Source organism: Lysinibacillus sp. NPDC058147 (assembly GCF_042884205.1).
In the GTDB taxonomy this organism is placed as follows: Bacteria; Bacillota; Bacilli; order Bacillales_A; family Planococcaceae; genus Lysinibacillus.
The window spans coordinates 292,646-315,511 of sequence record NZ_JBHVUJ010000003.1 but is presented as its reverse complement, the minus strand read 5'-3'; the positions used below and the strand labels follow the sequence as shown (position 1 = coordinate 315,511).

Below are 22,866 nucleotides of genomic sequence, written 5' to 3'. Positions count from 1 at the left end.
AGATGTTCCTAAAACGACTCGAAGTGATTGGCTTTAAATCTTTTGCGGAGCGCATTGGAATTGATTTTGTACCCGGTGTTACAGCAGTAGTTGGACCAAATGGCAGTGGGAAAAGTAATGTCATTGATGCCATTCGTTGGGTACTTGGGGAGCAGTCGGCAAAGTCGTTACGTGGGGCAAAGATGGAGGATGTTATTTTTGCTGGAAGTGACTCACGTAAGCCACTAAACTTTGCAGAGGTAACATTAATTTTAGATAATACAGATGAACAGCTTGCTTTTTCATATACAGAAGTAAGCGTAACAAGACGCGTATACCGTTCAGGTGATAGTGAATATTTACTAAATAACCAGCAGTGTCGCCTGAAGGATATTACGGACTTGTTTATGGACTCAGGACTTGGGAAAGAGGCCTTCTCCATTATTTCACAAGGCCGTGTCGATGAAATTTTAAATAGCCGACCTGATGACCGTCGCTCAATTTTTGAAGAGGCAGCTGGCGTATTAAAGTATAAACTAAGAAAGAAAAAGGCAGAGCATAAGCTTGTTGAAACTGATGAAAATTTATATCGTGTTTTAGATATTTTACATGAGCTAGACAGTCGTCTGGAGCCGTTAGAAATTCAGGCATCAAGTGCAAGAGATTATGTGCAAATGTCAACAGAGTTAAAGGATTTTGATATCGCAATCCTTGTGCACGATTTAAAAAATTGTGCACAATCTTTGCATGCTCTGAAAGCTGAGTATATGGAGCTATATGAAACGGAGCAAAAACAAGCTCATCATATTTCTTCAATCGAAAAGCAAACTGCAAGTATTCGGAAGCTTTTAAAAGAACTAGATGAATTTTTAGATACGACTCAGGCTGAGTTTGTTAATGCGACGATGGAGGTAGAGCGTTGGGATGGTCGTAAAGCGTTAATGGCTGAAAAGCGACAAAATGCTTCTAATCAACTACTTCAATTGAATACGGCATTACAAGAAGCAAAAGATGAGGTTGAGGCTCTTATAGCTCAAGAGCAAGAGAAAAAAGAATTGTTCACTGGAAAACAGCAAGAAGTATCAGAGTTGAAACAAAGCATTAAACAATTAGAACAATCTTTAAATCGCTCAGTTTCTGAGATTGAACAAGAAATTGAAGAACAAAAAAACCGATATATTGACTCCTTAAACGAAGAAGCAACAGTTAAAAATGAATTAAAAAATATTGAACAACAGTTAGCGCAGCAAAAAGCGATGGCGACGAGAATGTCAGATCAAACTGATGAAATTGGGCAAGAGCTTGCGCAAATTCTCGCTGAAAAAGAGAAGCTAGTTGTTGCTCATACTACAACATCTAACGAATTGCAGGGAAAACTTGAGCAATATGAAGCTTTGCAAATACAGCTGAAGAACGTCAATACATCGTTTAATGAAAAGCAGGATATGCTTTATAAAGCTTATCAGCACCAGCAGCAACTAAAGGCTAGAAAAGATACGCTAGCAGAGCTTGAAGCGGATTTTTCAGGCTTTTTCCATGGAGTAAAAGAAGTATTATTAGCACGTGATAAAGGTGAATTAGCTGGGATTGAAGGAGCCGTTGCTGAATTAATTCAAGTGGATGGGAAATATTCTCAGGCTATAGAAACAGCATTAGGGGCAGCCTCTCAGCATATAGTGACAACTGATGAGCGAAATGCTCAACAGGCAATTCAGTGGTTAAAACAAAAAAAAGCTGGGCGAGCAACATTTTTACCTAAAACAGTCATCAAGTCTCGGAAAATTAATCTATCCACAATTCAGCTAGCAACTGAGCACCCGGCATTTGTCAAAATGGCTGATGCACTTGTAACGTTCGATGAAGACAACCGCACAATTGTCGAGAACCTTCTTGGCAATGTCATCGTTGCATCTAGTTTAGAAGGTGCAAGTCAAATTGCCCGATTATGTGGATTTAGATATCGTGTTGTAACACTTGAAGGTGATATCGTCAATGCAGGCGGTTCATTAACTGGTGGTGCAATGAAACAACAATCTTCACTATTTACAAGAAAAGCGGAATTAGATGGTTTAATAGTAAAGCTAGAATCGTTAGAAGCATCTATTTATAGTGCTGAACAAGCTGTCTCAAGTGAAAAAGAGAAGCTTGCAACATTGCGAGACAAAGTAGATCAATTGAAGCTTGACGGTGAGCAACTTCGAAAAGATGAAATGCAACAGGCGAGTCGTATACGCGAGCTAGAGGTTGGCGAGAAAAGCTTGTCTGCACGTGTATCTTTTGCATCTAATGAAACACAAGATGTAAAAACACGCGAAGAAGCATTGTTAGCTCAAAAGAAAGCGGCTACGGAGCGATTAACGGCATTAGCAACAGAACTGTTAGAGATAAATGAAACAGTGGAACAATTAAGTAAGGTGAAGCTACAAAGTGAATCGGAGAAAGATGTACTTCGTGAGCAGTCAGCAGAAAAACGCTCGCAGTTAGCGGTAATGCAGGAGCAAATGTCACAAGTACAAATTGCTACAGCAGAGTTAGCCCTACAATTAAACAAAGCTCGTCAAAAAGTCGATAATATTTCTCAGGAAATAATCTGGCTTCAATCAGATGAATCGACAAAACTTTTAAGCGATGAAGAAGTAGCTGAGCAGGTTGCTGCGTGGAAAGCGAGAAGAGATTCTCTGCAAGACACGATTTCACAGAAAAAAGATGAAAAAATAGCACAACAACAAGAGCTTACTACTTTAGAAGAACAACTGAAGGAATTGCAACGTACACATAAAGGTTACCTTGAAGCGATACGTGCAAATGAATTGAAGCGAAGTCGCGTAGAATTCGAAATCAATAATTTCAATGAACAGCTAGAAGAAAACTATCAGCTAACATTAGAGGAAGCTGAGGAGCTTGCCCTTGCAATTGAAGATGAAGAGCATATGCGACGTCGAGTGAAATTACTGAAGAAATCAATTGAGGAGCTAGGTCCTGTTAATTTGAGCGCCATTGAGGAATACGATCGGGTACTTGAACGCCATTCATTTTTAACAGAGCAGCGTGAGGATTTACTTGCTGCACAGGAAACATTACATGAGGCTATTAAAGAAATGGATGAAGAAATGACGCTGCGATTTAGCGAAACCTTCTATGCCATTCGAGAGCAATTTAAACGTGTATTCCGTGAATTGTTTGGCGGAGGTCAGGCAGATTTAGTGTTATTAGATCCTCAAAATTTGCTAGAAACAGGGATAGAAATTGTAGCACAACCACCAGGTAAAAAATTACAAAATCTAAGCTTGCTTTCAGGTGGCGAACGTGCACTAACTGCAATCGCCTTATTATTCTCCATCCTAAATATTCGACCTGTGCCATTTTGTATTCTCGATGAGGTAGAGGCGGCTTTAGACGAGGCAAATGTTGTTCGTTATAGTCAATATTTGAAGAAATTTAGCCGTGACACGCAATTTATTGTGATTACACATCGTAAAGGAACGATGGAGGGAGCAGATGTGTTGTATGGTATTACAATGCAGGAATCTGGCGTATCTAAACTTGTATCAGTAAAATTAGAAGATGAACCCGTACTTGCGGAGCAAAGGAGCGAACAAGCATGAGTTTTTTTAAACGTTTAAAAGATAAATTGATGGGCAATGAGGATGAAAAAGTAGCAGCGATTAATGAAGAAGAAGCTGTTGAACAGAAGCAAGATGAAGTACAAGACGAAGCAACAGAACCTGCTCAAATTGCAGAACCTATAGACGAAATAGAAAAAGTTGAGGAAGTTTCTGTAACGAAAAGCTCAATTGAAACAGAAATTCCTGTAGCAATAGAAGATCAAGAGCAACAAGAAGTACAAGAGCAACAAGAAGTACAAGAGGTCGCAATAGTAGAAGAACCTGTAGAGGAGAAAAAACCTTCTGCATGGTCTATTACACAAAAGTTCAAGGCTGGACTTGAAAAAACGCGTAATTCATTTACTTCTAAAGTAAATGACCTAGTTGCGCGTTATCGAAAAGTGGACGAAGATTTCTTTGAAGAATTAGAAGACTTATTATTACAGGCAGACGTTGGCTTTGAAACAGTAATGGAGTTAATGGATAAATTACGCTTCGAGGTTCAACGTAAAAATATCAAAGATACAAACGGTATTCAGGCGCTTATTTCTGAAAAACTTGTGGAAATTTATGAGCAAGGTGAAACGGATTTAATCGAGCTTAATATGCAACCTAAAGGTGAACTTACTGTAATTTTATTCGTCGGGGTAAACGGTGTTGGGAAAACGACAACAATCGGTAAACTTGCCCATCGTTTAAAATCACAAGGTAAAACGGTTGTTTTAGCAGCAGGTGATACTTTCCGTGCTGGTGCCATCGATCAATTACAAGTTTGGGGAGATCGAGTAGGCTGTGAAGTGATTAAACAATCGGAAGGCTCAGATCCAGCGGCAGTTATGTATGATGCAATTCGTGCGGCGAAAAACCGTAATGCAGATGTGTTAATTTGTGATACAGCAGGCCGTCTACAAAACAAAGTAAACTTAATGAATGAGCTTGAAAAAGTTCATCGAGTGATCTCTCGAGAAGTACCGAATGCTCCACATGAAGTACTATTAGCTTTAGATGCAACAACAGGTCAAAATGCACTTGTTCAAGCACAAACATTCAAGGAAGCTACAAATGTAACAGGGATTGTTTTAACAAAGCTTGATGGTACTGCAAAAGGTGGTATTGTTCTTGCTATTCGTAATAAATTACACATTCCTGTGAAGTTTGTTGGTCTTGGCGAGAAAATGGATGATTTACAGCCATTTGATGCAGAGCGCTATGTGTATGGCTTATTTGCTGATGGTTTAGATAAAGAATTACAAAATAGTGAAGATTAACAGCTTAGCTCATTAAGTAGTTTGAAGCGCTCGTCTGTAAGCAGGTGAATCGCATTGTTTAAAAGGGAAATACTGGCTATAGGTGAAAAACGCCTAAAAAGCAGTTAATTAAAGCTTTTAGACAAGGAGATTACCTTGACACAGACGGGCGCTTTTCGTTATGATACAAATGACTAATAACGGGAGGAGAAACATTCGATGCTACTTGAAAAAACAACACGCATGAACTTTCTCTTCGACTTTTATCAAGCATTATTAACAGATAAGCAACGAAGTTATATGGAGCTCTATTATTTAGATGATCACTCACTTGGAGAGATCGCTGAATCGTATGGAGTTTCACGCCAAGCTGTTTATGATAATATTCGTCGAACAGAAGCGATGCTTGAAGAATATGAAGAAAAACTATGTTTACTTGAAAAATTTCAACAACGTACACAAATGCTTGCGCAGCTAACAACAGGGATTACAGAACAAAGTTTGACAGTTGAAGAGCAGCTAACGCTTATAGAACAGTTGAAAGAATGGGATTAGGAGGCGAAAGCAATGGCTTTTGAAGGATTAGCGGAACGACTCCAAGGAACGATCCAAAAGATTAAAGGTAAAGGGAAAGTATCGGAACAAGACGTTAAAGAAATGATGCGAGAAGTCCGATTTGCTTTAATCGAGGCGGATGTTAACTTAAAAGTAGTCAAAGAATTCGTTAAAAAGGTCAGTGAACGTGCTGTCGGTGTAGATGTTATGCAAAGCTTAACACCAGGTCAGCAAGTTATTAAAATCGTACAAGAAGAATTAACAGAATTAATGGGTGGCGAGCAAAGCCCAATTAAATTTAATACAAAGCCACCAACTGTTATTATGATGGTCGGCTTACAAGGTGCAGGTAAAACGACAACTACAGGTAAATTGGCAAATGTGTTACGTAAAAAATATAATCGTAAGCCATTACTAGTTGCTGCAGACGTTTATCGTCCTGCTGCTGTTCAGCAGTTACAAACATTAGGAAAGCAGTTATCCCTACCTGTTTTTGCGTTAGGAACCGATGTTTCCCCAGTAGAAATTGCACGCCAGGCAATTGAATTGGCAAAAGAAGAACATCATGATGTCGTTATTATCGATACAGCTGGTCGCTTGCATATCGATGAAGATTTAATGCAAGAATTAAAAGACATTCGTGCGTTAAAAGAGCCAGATGAAGTATTCCTAGTTGTAGATGCTATGACAGGTCAGGATGCTGTTAACGTGGCAGAAAGCTTTAATGAAGCAGTCGGTATTACAGGAGTTGTTTTAACAAAGCTTGATGGTGATACACGTGGTGGTGCGGCGCTATCGATCCGTTCCGTTACACAGAAGCCTATTAAGTTTGTTGGTATGGGTGAGAAGATGGATGCGCTTGAACCATTCCATCCAGAGCGTATGGCATCTCGTATTTTAGGAATGGGTGACGTTCTATCACTTATTGAAAAAGCTCAGGCGAATGTTGACGAAGCAAAGGCTAAAGAACTAGAAGAAAAATTTAAAACTCAGTCTTTTACGTTCGATGATTTTGTTGAACAATTGCAGCAAGTAAAGAAAATGGGACCACTTGACGAAATTTTAAAAATGTTACCAGGTGCTGGAAAAATCAAAGGCTTAGACAATGTTAAAGTTGATGATAAGCAAATGGGACGTGTAGAAGCGATTATTTATTCGATGACATCTGCTGAAAAGACGAATCCAGAAATTATTAACGGTAGCCGTAAAAAGCGCATAGCGAAGGGTTCTGGGACATCAATTCAAGAGGTAAATCGACTATTAAAGCAATTTGAAGAAATGAAAAAAATGATGAAGCAAATGACTGGCATGGCAAGTGGTAAAGGCAAGAAAAAGATGAAACTACCAGGCTTCGATTCATTGTTTAAATAATAATTTATAGGTGTTAAGAAAAAACACTTTACAAACAACCTAAACATTGATAATATACTATCTTGTGTGAAACTTATTCGGAGGTGCTATTAAAATGGCAGTTAAAATTCGCTTAAAACGTATGGGAGCTAAAAAATCTCCTTTCTATCGTATCGTAGTTGCAGACGCTCGTTCACCACGTGACGGTCGTTCAATCGAAACAGTTGGTACTTACAACCCACTTACTAAACCAGCTACTGTAAACATCGATGAAGAGAAAGCTCTTAAATGGTTAACTGACGGTGCAAAACCATCAGATACAGTGCGTAACTTGTTCTCAGAACAAGGTATCATGGAAAAATTCCATAACCAAAAATTCAGTAAATAATCGGGGGCGACGTCTTTGAAGCAGCTGATTGAAGCAATCGTTTTACCGTTAGTCGATTATCCAGAAGAAGTTCGTATAGAGACGGATGAAAATGCAAATCGAATTGTTTATAAACTTTTTGTTCATCCAGAGGATCGAGGGAAAGTCATAGGCAAGCAAGGGCGAGTAGCGAAAGCGATTCGTACAATTGTTTATTCAGCGGCGGGTAGTCACCATCAAAAAAAGACCTACGTCGATATATTGGATTGATAGAAAAGATTTTCACGCTCTTTTACATGCAACAAGCACTGGAGAGTCCTGATCGGTATGTTTACATGCACTAAGGAATTCAAAGTGGCTCTGAGGTAAAGCGTAAAATCTGGACTAAAAGGAAGGAGCTTGCCGGTTCCTTCCTTTTTTCATTATCATAATTATATTGAGAGGTAATTGAACATAATGACATTGAGGAAGACTGGTCAACGTCTAAGCTATAACACCGTCCACCAAAAGTTAAACTGCTTTTGTAGGTGAAAGGTGAGAGAAAGATACTTTTTGATTCTGGCTAGCTAGTAGCTTGACATGGATGAGTTTGTTTAGCATTTTTATCTTCATTCAGCATAAGACTCCCGCCTCTTAAGATGGTGAGATGAATGAGGAAGTGATTCCTTTTCAGTGGATAAACACCCGCTGATATAAAGGAACTCAGTCTAAGAACGCCAAGTCCTGTGGCAACGACTGAGTGACCAACATCATGTTGCTGTCGCTGCGTTAACACTACGCTTTCGCACAGAAAACATTTGTTGGCCTAAAGCCTCCGGCGGATGTCATGGATTTTGAAAATGAATATAGGATGTTAGCCTAAAACCTTCGCATCCTGCGAAAACGGCTAACTGACCTGCATCGGTAAAAACGCCACGTCATGTGGCATTACCGATATGGCCGACATCGTGTCGGCCCTCGTGCAGGCCTAGGCACAATTCAAAATCCGGACGCATTGTTTATCTGCGAAAGCGAAGCGTCAGCGGCAATTACGCCAAGGCGAAATTGATATGAGGTGAGATTTGAATGGAATGGTTTAATGTAGGTCGTATTGTCAATACGCATGGTATTCGTGGAGAGGTGCGAATATTATCAACAACAGATTTTGAAGAAGAGCGCTTCGCGGTAGGAAATAAGCTTGCAGCGTTTAAAAAAGACGATAAAAAGCCGACATGGGTAACAATTGAATCAATGCGTCGTCATAAAAACTTTATTTTATTAACTTTTGAAGGAATGTATAACATCAATTTTGTGGAGCCTTTCAAAGAAGGCATGCTCAAAATTACGAACGATCAAATGTCAGATGATTTATTAGAGGAAAATGAATATTTCTTCCATGATATAATTGGCTGTTCAGTTGTTTCTGAAGAAGGAGAAACAATCGGAGCAGTGACTGACATTCTTCAAACAGGTGCAAATGATGTATGGGTAGTCAAAGGTGCTAAAAAAGAGCATTACATCCCGTATATCGAAGACATCGTTAAGGAAATTAATATTGATGAGAAGAAAATTGTGATATACGTAATGGATGGCTTGCTATGATGAATATTCATGTGTTAAGTTTATTTCCTGATATGTTTACAGGCGTCTTTGGTGCATCGATATTAAAAAAAGCACAAGAAAAAGGTGCTGTAAAGCTAGAAGTAACTGATATCCGTGAATATTCGGGTAACAAGCACAATCAGGTAGACGATTATCCGTATGGTGGCGGTGCGGGAATGGTGTTAAAACCAGAGCCTATGTTTAGCGCTGTAGAGGCCATTACTGAAGGGAAAACTCCCCGTATCATTTTGATGTGCCCACAAGGTGAGCGCTTTACTCAGAAAAAGGCAGAAGAGCTAGCGCAAGAGAAAGAACTAGTGTTTTTATGTGGCCATTACGAAGGCTATGACGAACGCATACGTCAGCATCTTGTTACAGACGAGATTTCAATTGGAGATTTCGTATTAACTGGTGGAGAGCTAGGGGCTATGACGGTTATAGATAGCGTTGTACGACTTCTGCCGGGGGTTTTAGGACAAGAGGATTCTCACATACAAGATTCGTTCTCAACAGGTCTTCTAGAGCACCCACATTATACACGCCCTGCTGAATTTCGCGGAATGAAAGTACCTGATGTTTTACTATCGGGCAATCACGCAAAAATTGAGCAATGGCGTGAGGAAGAATCTCTGAAAAGAACATTCGAGCGTCGTCCTGATTTATTCGAGAATTATCCATTAACAGATAAGCAAAAATTGTATATAGAAAAACTTAAAAATAACAATAAAGATGCTTGATTGCTATCTATATTTATGATAACATCTATTCTGTACTTCTATGTGAAGTACTGAATTACGGTGTTCCGCTGTGGCATAGATTGCGTGCAAGAGCATCTGTCTAAGGAGAGAAAACAATGTCAAACATTATTACAGAAATTACAAAAGCTCAGCTTCGCACTGATCTACCATCTTTCCGTCCTGGTGATACTGTTAAGGTACACGTGAAAGTAGTAGAGGGTACTCGTGAACGTGTACAAGTATACGAAGGTGTAGTAATTAAACGTCGTGGTGGCGGAATTAGCGAAACTTTCACAGTTCGTAAAATTTCTTACGGTGTAGGTGTTGAACGTACATTCCCTGTACACACACCAAAAATCGCTAACTTAGAAGTTGTACGTCGTGGTAAAGTACGTCGTGCTAAACTTTACTACCTACGTAACCTACGTGGTAAAGCTGCTCGTATTAAAGAAATTCGATAATTATGACTTAAAAGTGAGGAGCTTGTGTAACAAGCTCCTTTTCTTTTTGCTTGTCATCTTAAATAACTATCAACTAAAATGAGGATAGACAAGGGGGCAAATCTCGATGGATAAACAGGTGAAGGAAAAGAATGAACTATGGGAATGGACAAAGGCACTTCTAATTGCATTTGCGATTGCAGCGATTATTCGTTATTTTTTATTTACACCCATTGCAGTAGATGGCCAATCCATGATGCCAACCCTTGAAGATGGCGACCGTATGATTGTGAATAAAATTGGTTATAAAATTGGTGAACCAAAACGTTTTGATATTGTTGTATTTCATGCTCCTGAGAAGAAAAACTATATTAAACGTGTTATTGGGCTACCAGGAGAGACATTGGAATATAAAGATGACCAATTATACATTAACGGTGAACCGATAGATGAGCCTTATTTAGATGCCTACAAATCAAAAATTACAGAAGGAACATTAACAGAGGATTTTACATTAAAAGACATTGATGTAAACCTAAAAGATAATGTAATTCCAGAAGGCTATGTTTTTGTTATGGGGGATAATCGTCGATACAGTAAGGACAGTCGAATTATTGGAGTCGTTGATCAGAAAGAGATTATTGGTAATACAAGTCTGATTTTCTGGCCGTATAGTGATATTAAAATTGTAAAGTAATTCTTGAAAGGGAGGGCTAAAACACTCCCTTTTTCTTTTAGTAGGAGGTATAGATATGACTATACAATGGTTTCCAGGGCATATGGCAAAGGCCCGCAGAGAAGTAACAGAAAAATTAAAGCTCGTTGATATTATATTTGAATTAATAGATGCACGTTTACCTCTATCTTCCCGAAATCCGATGATAGACGAAGTGATTAATCAAAAACCGCGTCTTCTTATCTTAAATAAGTCAGATATGGCAGATGAGCAGGAAACACGTAAATGGGTTGAATACTTTGCGCAAAGGGGTCATAAGGCAGTAGCCATCAATTCTCTTGAAGGCAAAGGATTACAGCAGGTTACAAAGGCTGCTCAAGAAATATTAAAAGAAAAATTTGAGCGTATGAAGTCACGTGGGATGAAGCCAAGAGCCATTCGTGCAATGATTGTCGGAATTCCGAACGTAGGGAAATCGACGCTAATTAATCGCCTAGCAAAGAAAAATATAGCAAAAACAGGGAATACTCCAGGGGTAACTAAGGCTCAGCAATGGATAAAGGTTGCGAAGGAGCTTGAATTACTTGATACGCCAGGTATTTTATGGCCGAAGTTTGAAGATCAAGAAGTAGGCTATAAATTAGCCTTAACAGGTGCTATAAAGGATACTATAACGAATATGGAGGATTTAGCTGTATATGGCTTACGCTTTTTATCGGTTCATTATCCAGCAAGAATGGAAGAACGCTATGGCTTCCAGTTTATCCATGAAGATTTAGTTGAAACCTTTGATCATATTGGGAAACTTCGACGTGTATTTGGTCCTGGAGGAGAAATAGATTATGATCAAGTAGCTCAACTAATTGTTCGAGATATTCGAGGATTACAATTAGGTAAACTAACCTTTGACTTTGTTGACGAACAGCTTGAAAAGGAAGCACAGCAGGAATAAGAAAAAACTGTCATACTCACTTGAGAAGATTGTGAGCATGGCAGTTTTTCTTTTAGGAATACTTCTTCTTGCCGATAAATGATATAGAGCGAGAAATTTATTTGATGTATTGTTGTCTATTGAAAAAAGGGAATACATATTTTCAGAGACTGTCGTCTATTCACAAAGACAAAAACTGATTGGCTTCGTCAATAATTTGAGTAGAATGATCAAAAGTAATGAGCGAAGATATATTAGAACGAAACATCGGCTACGAACTGTGGATGTAGAACCAAAAGGGAGTAAGTAATATGAAAACAATTAAAGAGATTACAGCAGCGTTGAAAGATGCAGAGGAATGGCAGGATTGGATGACCACTGTAGCAACCGACGAACGAGCGGGAGTGCAAAAAGCTTGGCAAAGTTGGGAGAAGCGACAGGAGAAAAAACAACAACTAGTAAAGGAACATCAAGCGAAAGTTGATTTTGACCAAAGCTATGGAGGGATAGGCGCACTCATTGCAGGGGTAGATGAAGCAGGGCGTGGACCGTTAGCGGGGCCAGTAGTAACAGCTGCTGTTATTTTACCTGCAAACTGTGATGCTCTAGTAGGATTAAATGATTCAAAGCAATTATCAAAAGATAAACGCAATGCTTTTGCTGCTTTAGTTAAAGAGCATGCAATAAGTTATTTTATCCATTTCCAATCAGCACAACAAATCGATGAATTAAATATTTATGAAGCGACGAAGCAATCGATGAAAACAAGTGTAGACTCGCTATCTATTAAACCTAATTATGTGCTAGTTGATGCTATGACGCTACCAATCTCTATTCCGCAGGATTCAATAATTAAAGGGGACGCGAAAAGTCTGGCTATTGCAGCTGCATCTATATTGGCGAAAACGGCTCGAGATGATTATATGGATCAATTGGACGAAGAATTCCCTATATATGGTTTTGCTCAACATGCAGGATATGGAACAAAGCAGCATTTAAAAGCACTTGAAGAGTACGGTCCAACTACTCATCATCGCAAGTCATTTGAGCCGATAAAGTCAATGCTTTAACGTATGTGATAAAACAATAAATAGTTGAGTGCATTACTTAAAATAAAAATGGAAGCCAATTACGCCAAGGAGTAATTGATGAAAGGAGTATGTATATGACAGCCACATCTTTTAATCCGATTCAAATGCAACAAACAGCTTTAACTTCAGCTAATCAGCCACTTACTTTAAAACAAGGACAAGTATTTCAAGGAACAATCAAACAATTATATCCAGATCAAATGGCGGAAATACAAGTTGGCCAGCAGAAGTTTATTGCTAAACTAGAAGTTCCGCTAAAAGCAGGCGATGCCCATTTCTTTCAAGTAACTGGTACAAGCCCACAAACAGAACTAAAAGTAGTTACGGGCCCTATGGAGCAAACGGCTTCCCAAAGTCAACAAATTAATCAGTTGCTCGAATCAATGAATTTGCCAAAAACAACTGAAATGCAGCAGCTTTTAGCTCATTTTATGAAAGCGCAACTACCGATTTCAAAAGAGCAACTGATGCAGGCAGAAATGTGGTTAAAGGCATTACCAGAAGGCATTACTAAAATGGATGCCCTGCAAGCCATTCAAAAAATGGTGGAGTTTAAAATGCCGATGACAAATGATGTTTTTCAAGCTCTTATTAGTGGACAAAAAACGAATGGCATGATTTCCGTAATGGAAAACTTTACGCAACTTTTAACGAAGGATATAGCTTTACCAGAAAACCTTAAGCAAAATCTAATGCAACAAATACAGGCAATTGCAAAGCCTTTTGAAGTAGAAACAGGTAGTTTAGTACTAGCCAAGTCCATACAAATATTAACTAGTAATGCGGCTTCTATGAGTGACAAGATTCAAGCCATGAATATTTTAAAGGATTCAGGGATACTTCCTCAGCAGGCGACCTTGCAAAACTGGTCAAGCCTTAGCGATGTAAAGTCTATCCAGCCAAATCAGCTTCAACAGGCTGGAGAAGTTATTCAAACTATTTTATCGACAAATTCTGACAATATAAAACATCTCGTTGACCAACTTAAATCATGGACAGCGAATCAAAGCTTATTAACCGATGAACAAAAGCAGTCATTAAATCAACTTATCGATCGATTTAATCAGCTACCAGCAACTAAACAAACGCTAGAGATTTTTGCAAAACAGATGCAAGAACAACTTATTAAAGCGTTTGCAGAAAATTCTACGGAGCGTTTGTTTACACAAGACGCCAATGCTCTTTCAGTGAAGGACCATTTATTATCGCTTTTAAAGCATGAAGCAACTTCTCCACTACAAAACGAAGCATTCATGCGAAGTCTTATGAAAAATAGTGTTGAATCCCCGCAATCAATGATTCAGCAGATTGTTACGCAAGCAGATGCCCATGTACAAAATTCTATGGACAGTAAAGCAATGGAACATGCACTTAAAACGGTATTAAAAAATCTAGGAGTTAGCTATGAAGCGACACTTAGTAATAAGTCAGCAGATTTACAGCAGATTGCGCATCAATTAAAACCTCAGCTACATACATTATTGCAGGAAACACATGTTACTCCGCAGCTGAAGGAAGCTGCAGAGATGTTAATGGCACGCATGAACGGCATGCAGTTAGCATCAGGAGAGAATGGCCATCAGCACCAGCTTATTATGCAAGTACCATTGGAATTCTTCGGTAAGAAAATGGATGCAACATTACAGTGGAATGGACGCATGAAGGAAGATGGTAAAATTGATGCTAATTATGCGCGTATATTATTTTATTTACAAATGGAATCTATGAAAGAGACGGTTATTGATATGCAGGTTCAAAATCGTGTAGTTTCTGTGACAGTATTTAATGAAAATAATGATATTATTCCGCTTGCAGAACCACTAAAAGCAGCATTAAAAAAAGGACTAGCTGAAAAAGAGTACCAACTTTCAGGGGTTTTTATTAAGCAATTTGAAAAAGCCCAACCTGAAATAACCCCTGTAGTAGAACAGCAGGAGGAACATAGTGGGGTGGATTTTCGCATATGAGTGAAGAAAAATTTACTCGAAAAGAGGCTATCGCTCTCACGTATAAGTTAGGACGTTTTGATAGTCCAACAGTCGTAGCAAAAGGAAAAGGGAAAATAGCAGAAAATATATTAGCACGCGCGAATGAGCACGATGTCCCTATTTATGAGGATCCTAACCTTGTTCAATTACTTGGACAATTAGATTTAAATGAGTCAATTCCAGAAGAATTGTATGAAGCTGTCGCTGAGGTATTTGCATTTATATATCGATTAGATCAACAACATGCACAAAAATACAGAAAAAACGAAGAATTCTGATTTTCATAAAACTCTGTTTTAGTACACTAAATAGAAGAAAGCGACATATTAAATGATAAAAAATGAATAAAAGACAAAGTGTAGACTTTATCAGAATCTTTAGTTAGAATAGATTATGTTAGTAAAACAATTTTATGCAAATGTTTGATGGGAGGATGTATTATGAATATCCATGAATATCAAGGGAAAGAGATTCTTAGAAAATATGGTGTAGCTGTACCAAACGGAAAAGTTGCTTTTTCCCCTGATGAAGCAGTTAAAGTAGCGAAGGAACTTGGCTCTAACGTGACAGTAGTCAAGGCGCAAATTCATGCAGGTGGACGCGGTAAAGCGGGTGGCGTAAAAATCGCTAAAAACCTTGACGAGGTGCGTACTTATGCAAAAGAATTACTAGGTAAAATTTTAGTAACTCATCAAACAGGTCCTGAGGGAAAAGAAATAAAACGCTTATATATTGAAGAGGGTTCTGATATTCAAAAAGAATACTATTTAAGTTTAGTATTAGACCGCGCAACATCCCGTGTAACAATGATGGGATCTGAAGAGGGCGGCATGGATATTGAGGAAGTAGCGGAATCACATCCAGAAAAAATCTTCAAAGAAGTTGTGGATCCTGTTGTTGGATTAACAGGTTTCCAAGCACGTCGCATGGCGTTTAATATGAATATTCCAGCTAACCTAGTAGGGAAAGCTGTTAAATTAATGCTAGGCTTGTATCAAGCATTTATCGACAAGGATGCTTCAATTGTAGAAATAAATCCCCTTGTTGTAACTGGACAAGGAGAAGTTTTGGCATTAGATGCTAAATTTAATTTCGATGCAAATGCGTTGTATCGTCATAAAGATATTGTCGAATTACGTGATTTTGATGAAGAAGATCCAAAGGAAATCGAAGCATCAAAATATGACCTTAGCTATATTTCGCTAGATGGTAACATTGGCTGTATGGTAAATGGAGCTGGTCTTGCTATGGCTACAATGGACACAATTAGCTATTATGGCGGAAGCCCTGCTAATTTCCTAGATGTAGGGGGCGGTGCAACGGCTGAAAAAGTAACAGAAGCTTTCAAAATTATCCTTTCTGATCCACATGTAAAAGGTATTTTCGTAAACATTTTTGGCGGAATTATGAAATGTAACATTATTGCTGAGGGTGTTGTGACAGCTGCCAAAGAAATTGGCTTAACTGTGCCGTTAGTTGTACGTTTAGAAGGTACAAATGTAGAGCTTGGAAAAGAGATTTTAAATGCATCTGGTTTAAACATCGTTGCAGCTGATTCAATGGCTGACGGTGCACAAAAAATTGTGGGACTAGTAGGCTAAGGAAGGCAGGGAGAACAATGGCTGTATTTATTGATAAAGATACGAAGGTAATTGTACAAGGGATTACGGGCGAAACAGCGCTTTTCCATACTAAGCAAATGCTTGAGTATGGTACTAAAATTGTAGCTGGTGTAACACCAGGTAAAGGTGGTCTTGAAATCGAAGGAGTGCCTGTATTTAACACGGTAATGGAAGCTGTAGCGGCAACAGGTGCAACAACTTCAGTTATTTATGTACCTGCTCCATTCGCGGCAGATGCTATTTTAGAGGCTGTTGATGCTGAATTAGAATTAACAATCTGTATTACTGAACATATTCCTGTCCTTGATATGGTTAAGGTTAAACGTTATATGGAAGGTAAAAAGACACGTCTAGTAGGTCCGAACTGTCCAGGTGTTATTACGGCAGATGAATGTAAAATTGGTATTATGCCAGGGTATATCCATACAAAAGGGCATGTAGGAGTTGTTTCTCGCTCTGGTACGTTAACATACGAAGCCGTACACCAATTAACACAAGCTGGTATTGGTCAAACTACAGCTGTAGGTATCGGTGGAGACCCTGTCAATGGTACAAACTTTATCGATGTATTGGAAGCGTTCAACAACGATCCTGAAACATATGCAGTTGTGATGATTGGGGAAATTGGGGGTACTGCTGAAGAAGAAGCGGCTGAGTGGATTAAAGCGAATATGACGAAACCTGTCGTTGGCTTTATCGGTGGACAAACAGCGCCTCCAGGAAAACGTATGGGTCACGCTGGTGCTATTATCTCAGGTGGTAAAGGAACAGCAGCAGAGAAAATTAAGGCAATGAATGCTGCTGGTATTGAAGTAGCAGAAACGCCATCTGTCATTGGTGACACACTTATTAAAGTAATTAAAGAAAAAGGGCTATACGAAAAGTGTAAAACCCATTAAAATGGAAGATGTAGCACATTGTGGCTACATCTTTTTCTTTATGAAGACATGGCTTGAATTGCTTCTATTGAAATGTGTTCAAGAGATGAAAACTCCCTACTTACTGTTTAAGAACCTTTCCTGAAAAAGCTATGTCATTAAAGATGCGGTCATTTAATTTCTTCTATTAAAAGGAGGTTTTTAAATGATTTTTTCAGTCGATACACAGAGATTACTAGCTTTACATTATATATACCCATTACCACTTCAAAAACTTCAGCAATTATTGTCCCCGGTGGATATACTAAGTTATTTTGAAGAAGCGCCCCCCTACGAGATTGCAAAAGCATTGCAAATATCATCACACAAAGCATTAGAAATATCTCGTAGCTTTCGACAAAATATGACATTGTCGTTTGAAAAAGCTTATGAACGGGCCGATATTTCCCCTATACCTTTTCATCATCCTTTTTACCCGGCGCAATTATTTGAAATATCCAGTCCACCTACTGTATTGTATGTGAAAGGTCGGTATTCTCTACTAACAAATGAAAAACAAGTAGCTATTATAGGCTCTAGAAAGGCTACAGCTTATACAAAAACTGCGATGGACCTAATTGTTCCGCCTCTTGTTGAACACGGATATACTGTTGTAAGTGGGCTTGCAAGAGGTGCGGATACGATAGCGCATGAGACAACTATTAAAGTTGGAGGTTCCACAATTGCAGTGCTTGGACACGGGTTTAATTATATATACCCTAAGGACAACCAGTCTCTCGCTAGGCATATGGCGGAGCATCAGTTACTTGTCACAGAGTATCCTCCGTATATGAAGCCTGAGAAATGGCATTTTCCAATGCGTAACCGGATAATTAGCGGATTGTCCAAAGCTTTAGTTGTAACTGAAGCAGCATTAAGAAGTGGAACGCTTATTACAACAGAATATGCATTAGAGCAAGGGAAAGATGTATTTGTTGTACCGGGTCCAATTAATGCGGAGCAATCAAAAGGTACAAATAAACTACTATTAGAAGGAGCTACTCCAGTGTGCAATGGTCACGAAATCGTTGAAACACTTGCTCTCTTTTCTAACAAAAATTGAAAAAAAGTTGCATTATCTTAAAATCTGTTATACATTTTGCAACAGGTAACTTAAAAAATTAGCAATAGACCTCGCTAAGGGGGAGACATAGATGGCGGATTATTTAGTGATTGTAGAATCACCAGCGAAAGCAAAAACAATTGAACGATATTTAGGAAAAAAATATAAAGTAAAGGCGTCTATAGGGCATGTTCGTGATCTACCACGTAGCCAAATGGGCGTTAGTCCTGAAAATAATTATGAACCTAAATATATTACGATTCGTGGTAAAGGGCCTGTTTTACAGGACTTAAAGTCTGCGGCTAAAAAAGTGAAGAAAGTCTTTCTAGCAGCCGATCCAGACCGCGAGGGAGAAGCGATTGCTTGGCACCTTGCGACTGCGTTAAATATTGATATTCATTCGGATTGTCGTGTCGTTTTTAATGAAATTACAAAAGATGCGATATTAGAATCCTTTAAAAATCCACGTCCTATTAATATGGATTTAGTAGATGCACAGCAAACACGTCGTATATTGGATAGACTTGTTGGTTATAACATTAGTCCGATTCTTTGGAAAAAGGTTAAAAAGGGATTATCAGCAGGACGAGTACAATCTGTAGCATTACGCATGATTATTGATCGTGAAAATGAAATTAAAAACTTCCAACCGGAAGAATATTGGACGATTGAAGGTTCTTTTGAAAAAGGTAAGAAAACGTTCGATGCGCTTTATTATGGTGATGGCAAAGAAAAAATTAAATTAACAAATGAAGAACAAGTTAAATCTATTTTAAAAAATGTTAAAGGTACAAGTTTTGAAGTTGTCAATGTATCTAAAAAAGAACGTAAACGAAATGCAGCACCTGCTTTTACAACATCTTCTTTACAGCAAGAGGCAGCACGTAAGTTGAATTTCCGTGCTAAGAAAACGATGATGCTTGCGCAACAATTATATGAAGGTATTGATATTGGTAAAAAAGAGGGGACAGTCGGTTTAATCACGTATATGCGTACCGATTCTACACGTATTTCGGATACAGCAAAATCAGAGGCAATTGCCTACATTGAATCCAAATACGGCAAAGAATTCATCTCCACAGAGACGAAGCAGGCTAAAAAAGCATCGAATGCACAAGATGCCCATGAGGCCATTCGTCCAACTAGTACGATGCGAACTCCAGAAGAATTAAAAGCAGTGCTTAGTCGCGACCAATTGCGCTTATACCGTTTAATTTGGGAGCGCTTTATCGCTAGTCAGATGGCACCGGCCGTACTTGATACAGTTGCTGTTGATCTACAAAATGGTGATGTTTTATTCCGTGCAAACGGCTCACAAGTTAAATTTGCGGGCTTTATGAAGTTATATATTGAGGGTACAGATGATCAAACAGAAGAAACAACCAAGCTTCTACCTGAAATGGAAGTTGGCGATCAAGTAAAATCTCTTGAAATTGAGCCAAAGCAACATTTTACACAGCCACCACCACGTTATTCAGAGGCGCGTCTTGTAAAAACAATGGAAGAGTTAGGTATAGGGCGCCCGTCCACATATGCACCGACCCTCGATACAATTCAGCGCCGTGGCTATGTCGTATTAGATGCAAAGCGATTCATGCCGACTGAGCTAGGAGAAATCGTGCATCAACTCGTACTTGAATTTTTCCCTGATATCATAAATATCGAATTCACAGCACAAATGGAGCAAGATTTGGATCATATTGAAGAAGGCGATCGTCAGTGGAAAGAAGTTGTACATGAGTTTTATAAGGATTTTGAAGTCCATGTAAAATATGCAGATGAGGCTATGGAAAAGGTTGTTATAAAAGATGAACCGGCTGGCGAGGATTGTGAGCTTTGTGGATCTCCAATGGTCTTTAAGCTTGGACGTTATGGGAAATTTATGGCTTGTTCAAACTTCCCGGATTGCCGTAATACAAAAGCTATTATGAAACCTATTGGCGTAAAATGTCCTTCATGTGAAACAGGCGAAATTGTAGAACGAAAGAGTAAAACGAAGCGTTTATTCTATGGCTGCAATCAGTATCCTGAGTGTGAATTTGTTTCTTGGGATAAGCCGATTAGTAGACCATGTCCGAAATGTAGTGCATTATTGGTAGAGAAAAAAATTAAAAAAGGTGTGCAAATTCAGTGTACGAAATGTGACTATGAAGAAACACCTACTCAATGATAGAAAGATGGTAAGAACATGACTGAACAAGTAGTAAATGTAATAGGCGCAGGTCTTGCGGGTAGTGAGGCTGCTTGGCAAATTGCTCAACGTGGTGTGAAAGTTAGACTTTATGAAATGCGTCCAGTAAAGCAAACACCAGCTCACCATACTGATAAATTTGCAGAGCTTGTTTGTTCAAACTCACTACGTGCAAATGGATTAACAAATGCCGTAGGTGTTATTAAAGAAGAAATGCGTATTTTAGATTCTGTTATTATGAAGGCAGCAGATGCATGTTCAGTACCAGCAGGCGGTGCATTAGCAGTGGATCGTCATGAGTTTGCAGGCTATGTGACAGAATCAGTGAAAAACCATCCTCTTGTGGAAGTGATTCATGAAGAAGTCACTGAGATTCCAGAAGGTATTACGGTTATATCTACAGGCCCACTAACATCGAAAGCTTTAGCTGAAAAAATTCAAGGCTTAACAGGTTTAGATTATTTATATTTCTACGATGCAGCAGCACCAATTATTGAAAAAGATAGCATCGATATGGAGAAGGTTTATTTAAAATCTCGTTACGATAAAGGGGAAGCGGCTTATTTAAACTGTCCTATGACAAAGGAAGAATTTGATCGTTTCCGTCAAGCGTTAATCGAAGCAGAGGTTGTGCCATTAAAAGAATTTGAAAAGGAAATTTACTTTGAAGGTTGTATGCCAATCGAAGTAATGGCTGCTCGTGGGGAGAAAACAATGTTGTTTGGACCGATGAAACCAGTAGGTCTAGAAGATCCAAAAACAGGAAAACGACCTTATGCTGTTGTCCAATTACGACAAGATGATGCGGCTGGAACTCTTTACAATATCGTTGGCTTCCAAACTCATTTAAAATGGGGACCACAGAAGGAAGTATTGCAATTAATTCCGGGATTAGAGAATGTTGAAATCGTTCGTTACGGAGTAATGCATAGAAATACGTTCATTAATTCGCCAAAGGTTTTAGAGAAAACTTATCAGCTTCGCGAGCAAAAAAATATTTTCTTTGCTGGTCAAATGACAGGTGTCGAAGGATATGTTGAATCAGCTGGTAGCGGATTAATTGCTGGTATTAATGCGGCTCGATTAGCATTAGGACAAGAACAACTTATCTTCCCATTTGAAACTGCTTTAGGAAGTATGGCGCGTTATATAACAGAAGCACAATCGAAAAACTTCCAGCCAATGAACGTCAACTTCGGAATTTTCCCTGAACTACCACCGGGACGTCGTTCGAAACCAGAGCGTGCAGAGATGCATGCTACTCGTGCAATAAGCACAATTCGTAATTTTGTGAATTCACAAACAATTTGATTGCAAAAAGCCTCTAAAAGTTGATATACTCTTAGAGGCTTTTTCTTTTTGTAGGCAAAATGCTAATTTACACGTATTTTATTATTTTGTATGGAGATTTTCTCAAAATATAAACATTTATACTTGCTATATGATGAAGATAGGTATAGTGTCAATATGTATGTTTTCTACATTAACGATACCCAAAGTGACGCACTAAAAAGGATATATGAAATTCGGTATCCTTTTATTGGTAAGCGTAAGTAGTTTTGGCTCATCAGCCATAATTTGAGAAGGTTATTAATTATCATTTGGTGGTGAATCTTTTAATGTTAGTTTCGTCCCAAGATGCACTTGAGCAGTTTATGCTTTATATTCAAATTGAAAAAAACTTCTCTGTTCATACAGTGCGAGAATATGAATCGGACCTACTAGATTTTTTAGCGTTTTTGCAAGTGGAAGGTGTAAATGATTTAGCTAGTGTTGAGTATATACATGCACGTCTTTATGTAACAAAGTTGTATGATGAAAAGAGAGCAAGGTCATCTGTATCAAGGAAAATCTCCTCAATACGCTCTTTCTTTCGCTTTCTAAATAGACAGTACGGATTAGATGATGGGGCATTTCGATCACTTTATCACCCCAAGAAAGAATCGCGCTTACCTAGTTTTTTCTACGAAGAAGAATTGAAGCAGCTATTTGATGCGAATATTGGCGATGATTTGAAATCATTAAGAAATATGGCTATATTAGAGCTGTTATATGCGACAGGTATTCGTGTAAGTGAGCTTACATCAATTCAAGTAGATGATGTTGATTTCCATTATTCGATTATTAGGGTAATGGGAAAAGGGCGAAAAGAACGTATTATTCCATTCGGGCAATTTGCGAGTTTAGCTATGCAGGATTACATAGAGCAAGCTCGTCCACGATTGATGAAAAACACAAGTCATCAGCAATTGTTTGTCAACATGCGCGGTGGGGAACTTACTCCTCGAGGTGTACGTCATATTTTAACTGAAATGATTGACAAGGCCTCGCTTCATACGAAAATATATCCACATATGCTTCGCCATACTTTTGCTACACATTTATTGAATAATGGCGCAGATTTACGTACGGTGCAGGAGTTATTAGGCCACGCTCATTTAACTTCTACACAAGTTTACACACATGTAACAAAAGAGCATCTTCGTCAAACATATATGAATGCTCATCCAAGGGCATAATAAGCTA

Annotated in this window: 20 protein-coding genes; all 20 read left to right on the top strand. The window is 38.6% G+C overall.

What is annotated here, in order from left to right:
* Window positions 1-2 precede the first annotated feature (2 nt).
* The 20 genes from smc (at window position 3) to xerC (ending at window position 22,859) form a co-directional block, all read left to right on the top strand.
* A complete protein-coding gene (gene smc, locus ACFVT8_RS11060) occupies window positions 3-3,584 on the top strand; it encodes a chromosome segregation protein SMC (protein ID WP_387079941.1) in 3,582 nt (1,193 codons plus the stop codon).
* A complete protein-coding gene (gene ftsY, locus ACFVT8_RS11055; RefSeq protein WP_387079943.1) occupies window positions 3,581-4,852 on the top strand; it encodes a signal recognition particle-docking protein FtsY in 1,272 nt (423 codons plus the stop codon). The genes smc and ftsY overlap by 4 nt, the downstream gene beginning before the upstream one ends.
* 198 nt (window positions 4,853-5,050) lie before the next feature.
* The gene (locus ACFVT8_RS11050) at window positions 5,051-5,386 is read left to right on the top strand and encodes a putative DNA-binding protein (protein ID WP_387079944.1); all 336 of its coding nucleotides are present in this window, start codon (window positions 5,051-5,053) and stop codon (window positions 5,384-5,386) included.
* 12 nt (window positions 5,387-5,398) lie between these two features.
* Window positions 5,399-6,757 carry a signal recognition particle protein gene (gene ffh, locus ACFVT8_RS11045; RefSeq protein WP_387079945.1) on the top strand — a complete coding sequence of 453 codons (1,359 nt, stop codon included), beginning with the start codon at window positions 5,399-5,401 and terminating at the stop codon, window positions 6,755-6,757.
* A 94-nt stretch (window positions 6,758-6,851) separates the two neighbouring features.
* Window positions 6,852-7,124, top strand: coding sequence for a 30S ribosomal protein S16 (rpsP, locus tag ACFVT8_RS11040; protein ID WP_049668417.1), 273 nt, complete (start codon window positions 6,852-6,854; stop codon window positions 7,122-7,124).
* A 15-nt stretch (window positions 7,125-7,139) separates the two neighbouring features.
* Window positions 7,140-7,373, top strand: a complete 234-nt coding sequence (locus ACFVT8_RS11035; protein ID WP_004269410.1) for a KH domain-containing protein — start codon at window positions 7,140-7,142, stop codon at window positions 7,371-7,373.
* Between the two features lie 795 nt (window positions 7,374-8,168).
* Complete coding sequence (gene rimM / locus ACFVT8_RS11030) at window positions 8,169-8,684, top strand: ribosome maturation factor RimM (RefSeq protein ID WP_387079948.1); 516 nt, start codon at window positions 8,169-8,171, stop codon at window positions 8,682-8,684.
* Window positions 8,684-9,421, top strand: coding sequence for a tRNA (guanosine(37)-N1)-methyltransferase TrmD (gene trmD, locus ACFVT8_RS11025; RefSeq protein WP_387081481.1), 738 nt, complete (start codon window positions 8,684-8,686; stop codon window positions 9,419-9,421). Before rimM ends, trmD begins: the two co-directional genes overlap by 1 nt.
* A 116-nt stretch (window positions 9,422-9,537) precedes the next feature.
* Window positions 9,538-9,882 (top strand): 50S ribosomal protein L19, encoded by a 345-nt coding sequence (rplS, locus tag ACFVT8_RS11020; RefSeq protein WP_079560440.1) that lies wholly within the window; start codon window positions 9,538-9,540, stop codon window positions 9,880-9,882.
* Between the two features lie 106 nt (window positions 9,883-9,988).
* Window positions 9,989-10,558: a signal peptidase I gene (gene lepB, locus ACFVT8_RS11015; protein ID WP_387079950.1), complete on the top strand. Its 570-nt coding sequence runs from the start codon at window positions 9,989-9,991 to the stop codon at window positions 10,556-10,558.
* A 55-nt stretch (window positions 10,559-10,613) separates the two neighbouring features.
* Window positions 10,614-11,489 carry a ribosome biogenesis GTPase YlqF gene (gene ylqF, locus ACFVT8_RS11010; protein ID WP_387079952.1) on the top strand — a complete coding sequence of 292 codons (876 nt, stop codon included), beginning with the start codon at window positions 10,614-10,616 and terminating at the stop codon, window positions 11,487-11,489.
* 290 nt (window positions 11,490-11,779) lie between these two features.
* Window positions 11,780-12,538, top strand: coding sequence for a ribonuclease HII (locus ACFVT8_RS11005; RefSeq protein WP_387079954.1), 759 nt, complete (start codon window positions 11,780-11,782; stop codon window positions 12,536-12,538).
* A 95-nt stretch (window positions 12,539-12,633) separates the two neighbouring features.
* Window positions 12,634-14,526, top strand: a complete 1,893-nt coding sequence (locus ACFVT8_RS11000; protein ID WP_387079956.1) for a hypothetical protein — start codon at window positions 12,634-12,636, stop codon at window positions 14,524-14,526.
* Window positions 14,523-14,825, top strand: a complete 303-nt coding sequence (locus ACFVT8_RS10995) for an EscU/YscU/HrcU family type III secretion system export apparatus switch protein (protein WP_387079958.1) — start codon at window positions 14,523-14,525, stop codon at window positions 14,823-14,825. The genes ACFVT8_RS11000 and ACFVT8_RS10995 overlap by 4 nt, the downstream gene beginning before the upstream one ends.
* Before the next feature lie 162 nt (window positions 14,826-14,987).
* Entirely contained in the window at window positions 14,988-16,148 is a 1,161-nt protein-coding gene (sucC, locus tag ACFVT8_RS10990; protein ID WP_387079960.1) for an ADP-forming succinate--CoA ligase subunit beta, read from the top strand.
* Window positions 16,149-16,165: 17 nt separating this feature from the next.
* Window positions 16,166-17,068: a succinate--CoA ligase subunit alpha gene (gene sucD, locus ACFVT8_RS10985; RefSeq protein ID WP_387079962.1), complete on the top strand. Its 903-nt coding sequence runs from the start codon at window positions 16,166-16,168 to the stop codon at window positions 17,066-17,068.
* A gap of 184 nt (window positions 17,069-17,252) precedes the next feature.
* A complete protein-coding gene (gene dprA / locus ACFVT8_RS10980; protein ID WP_387079964.1) occupies window positions 17,253-18,149 on the top strand; it encodes a DNA-processing protein DprA in 897 nt (298 codons plus the stop codon).
* A gap of 91 nt (window positions 18,150-18,240) precedes the next feature.
* On the top strand, window positions 18,241-20,319 hold the full coding sequence (topA, locus tag ACFVT8_RS10975; protein WP_387079966.1) for a type I DNA topoisomerase: 2,079 nt from the start codon (window positions 18,241-18,243) through the stop codon (window positions 20,317-20,319).
* Between the two features lie 18 nt (window positions 20,320-20,337).
* Window positions 20,338-21,651, top strand: coding sequence for an FADH(2)-oxidizing methylenetetrahydrofolate--tRNA-(uracil(54)-C(5))-methyltransferase TrmFO (trmFO, locus tag ACFVT8_RS10970; protein ID WP_387079968.1), 1,314 nt, complete (start codon window positions 20,338-20,340; stop codon window positions 21,649-21,651).
* Window positions 21,652-21,959: 308 nt separating this feature from the next.
* Window positions 21,960-22,859, top strand: coding sequence for a tyrosine recombinase XerC (gene xerC / locus ACFVT8_RS10965; protein ID WP_387079970.1), 900 nt, complete (start codon window positions 21,960-21,962; stop codon window positions 22,857-22,859).
* The last annotated feature ends 7 nt before the right edge of the window (window positions 22,860-22,866 follow it).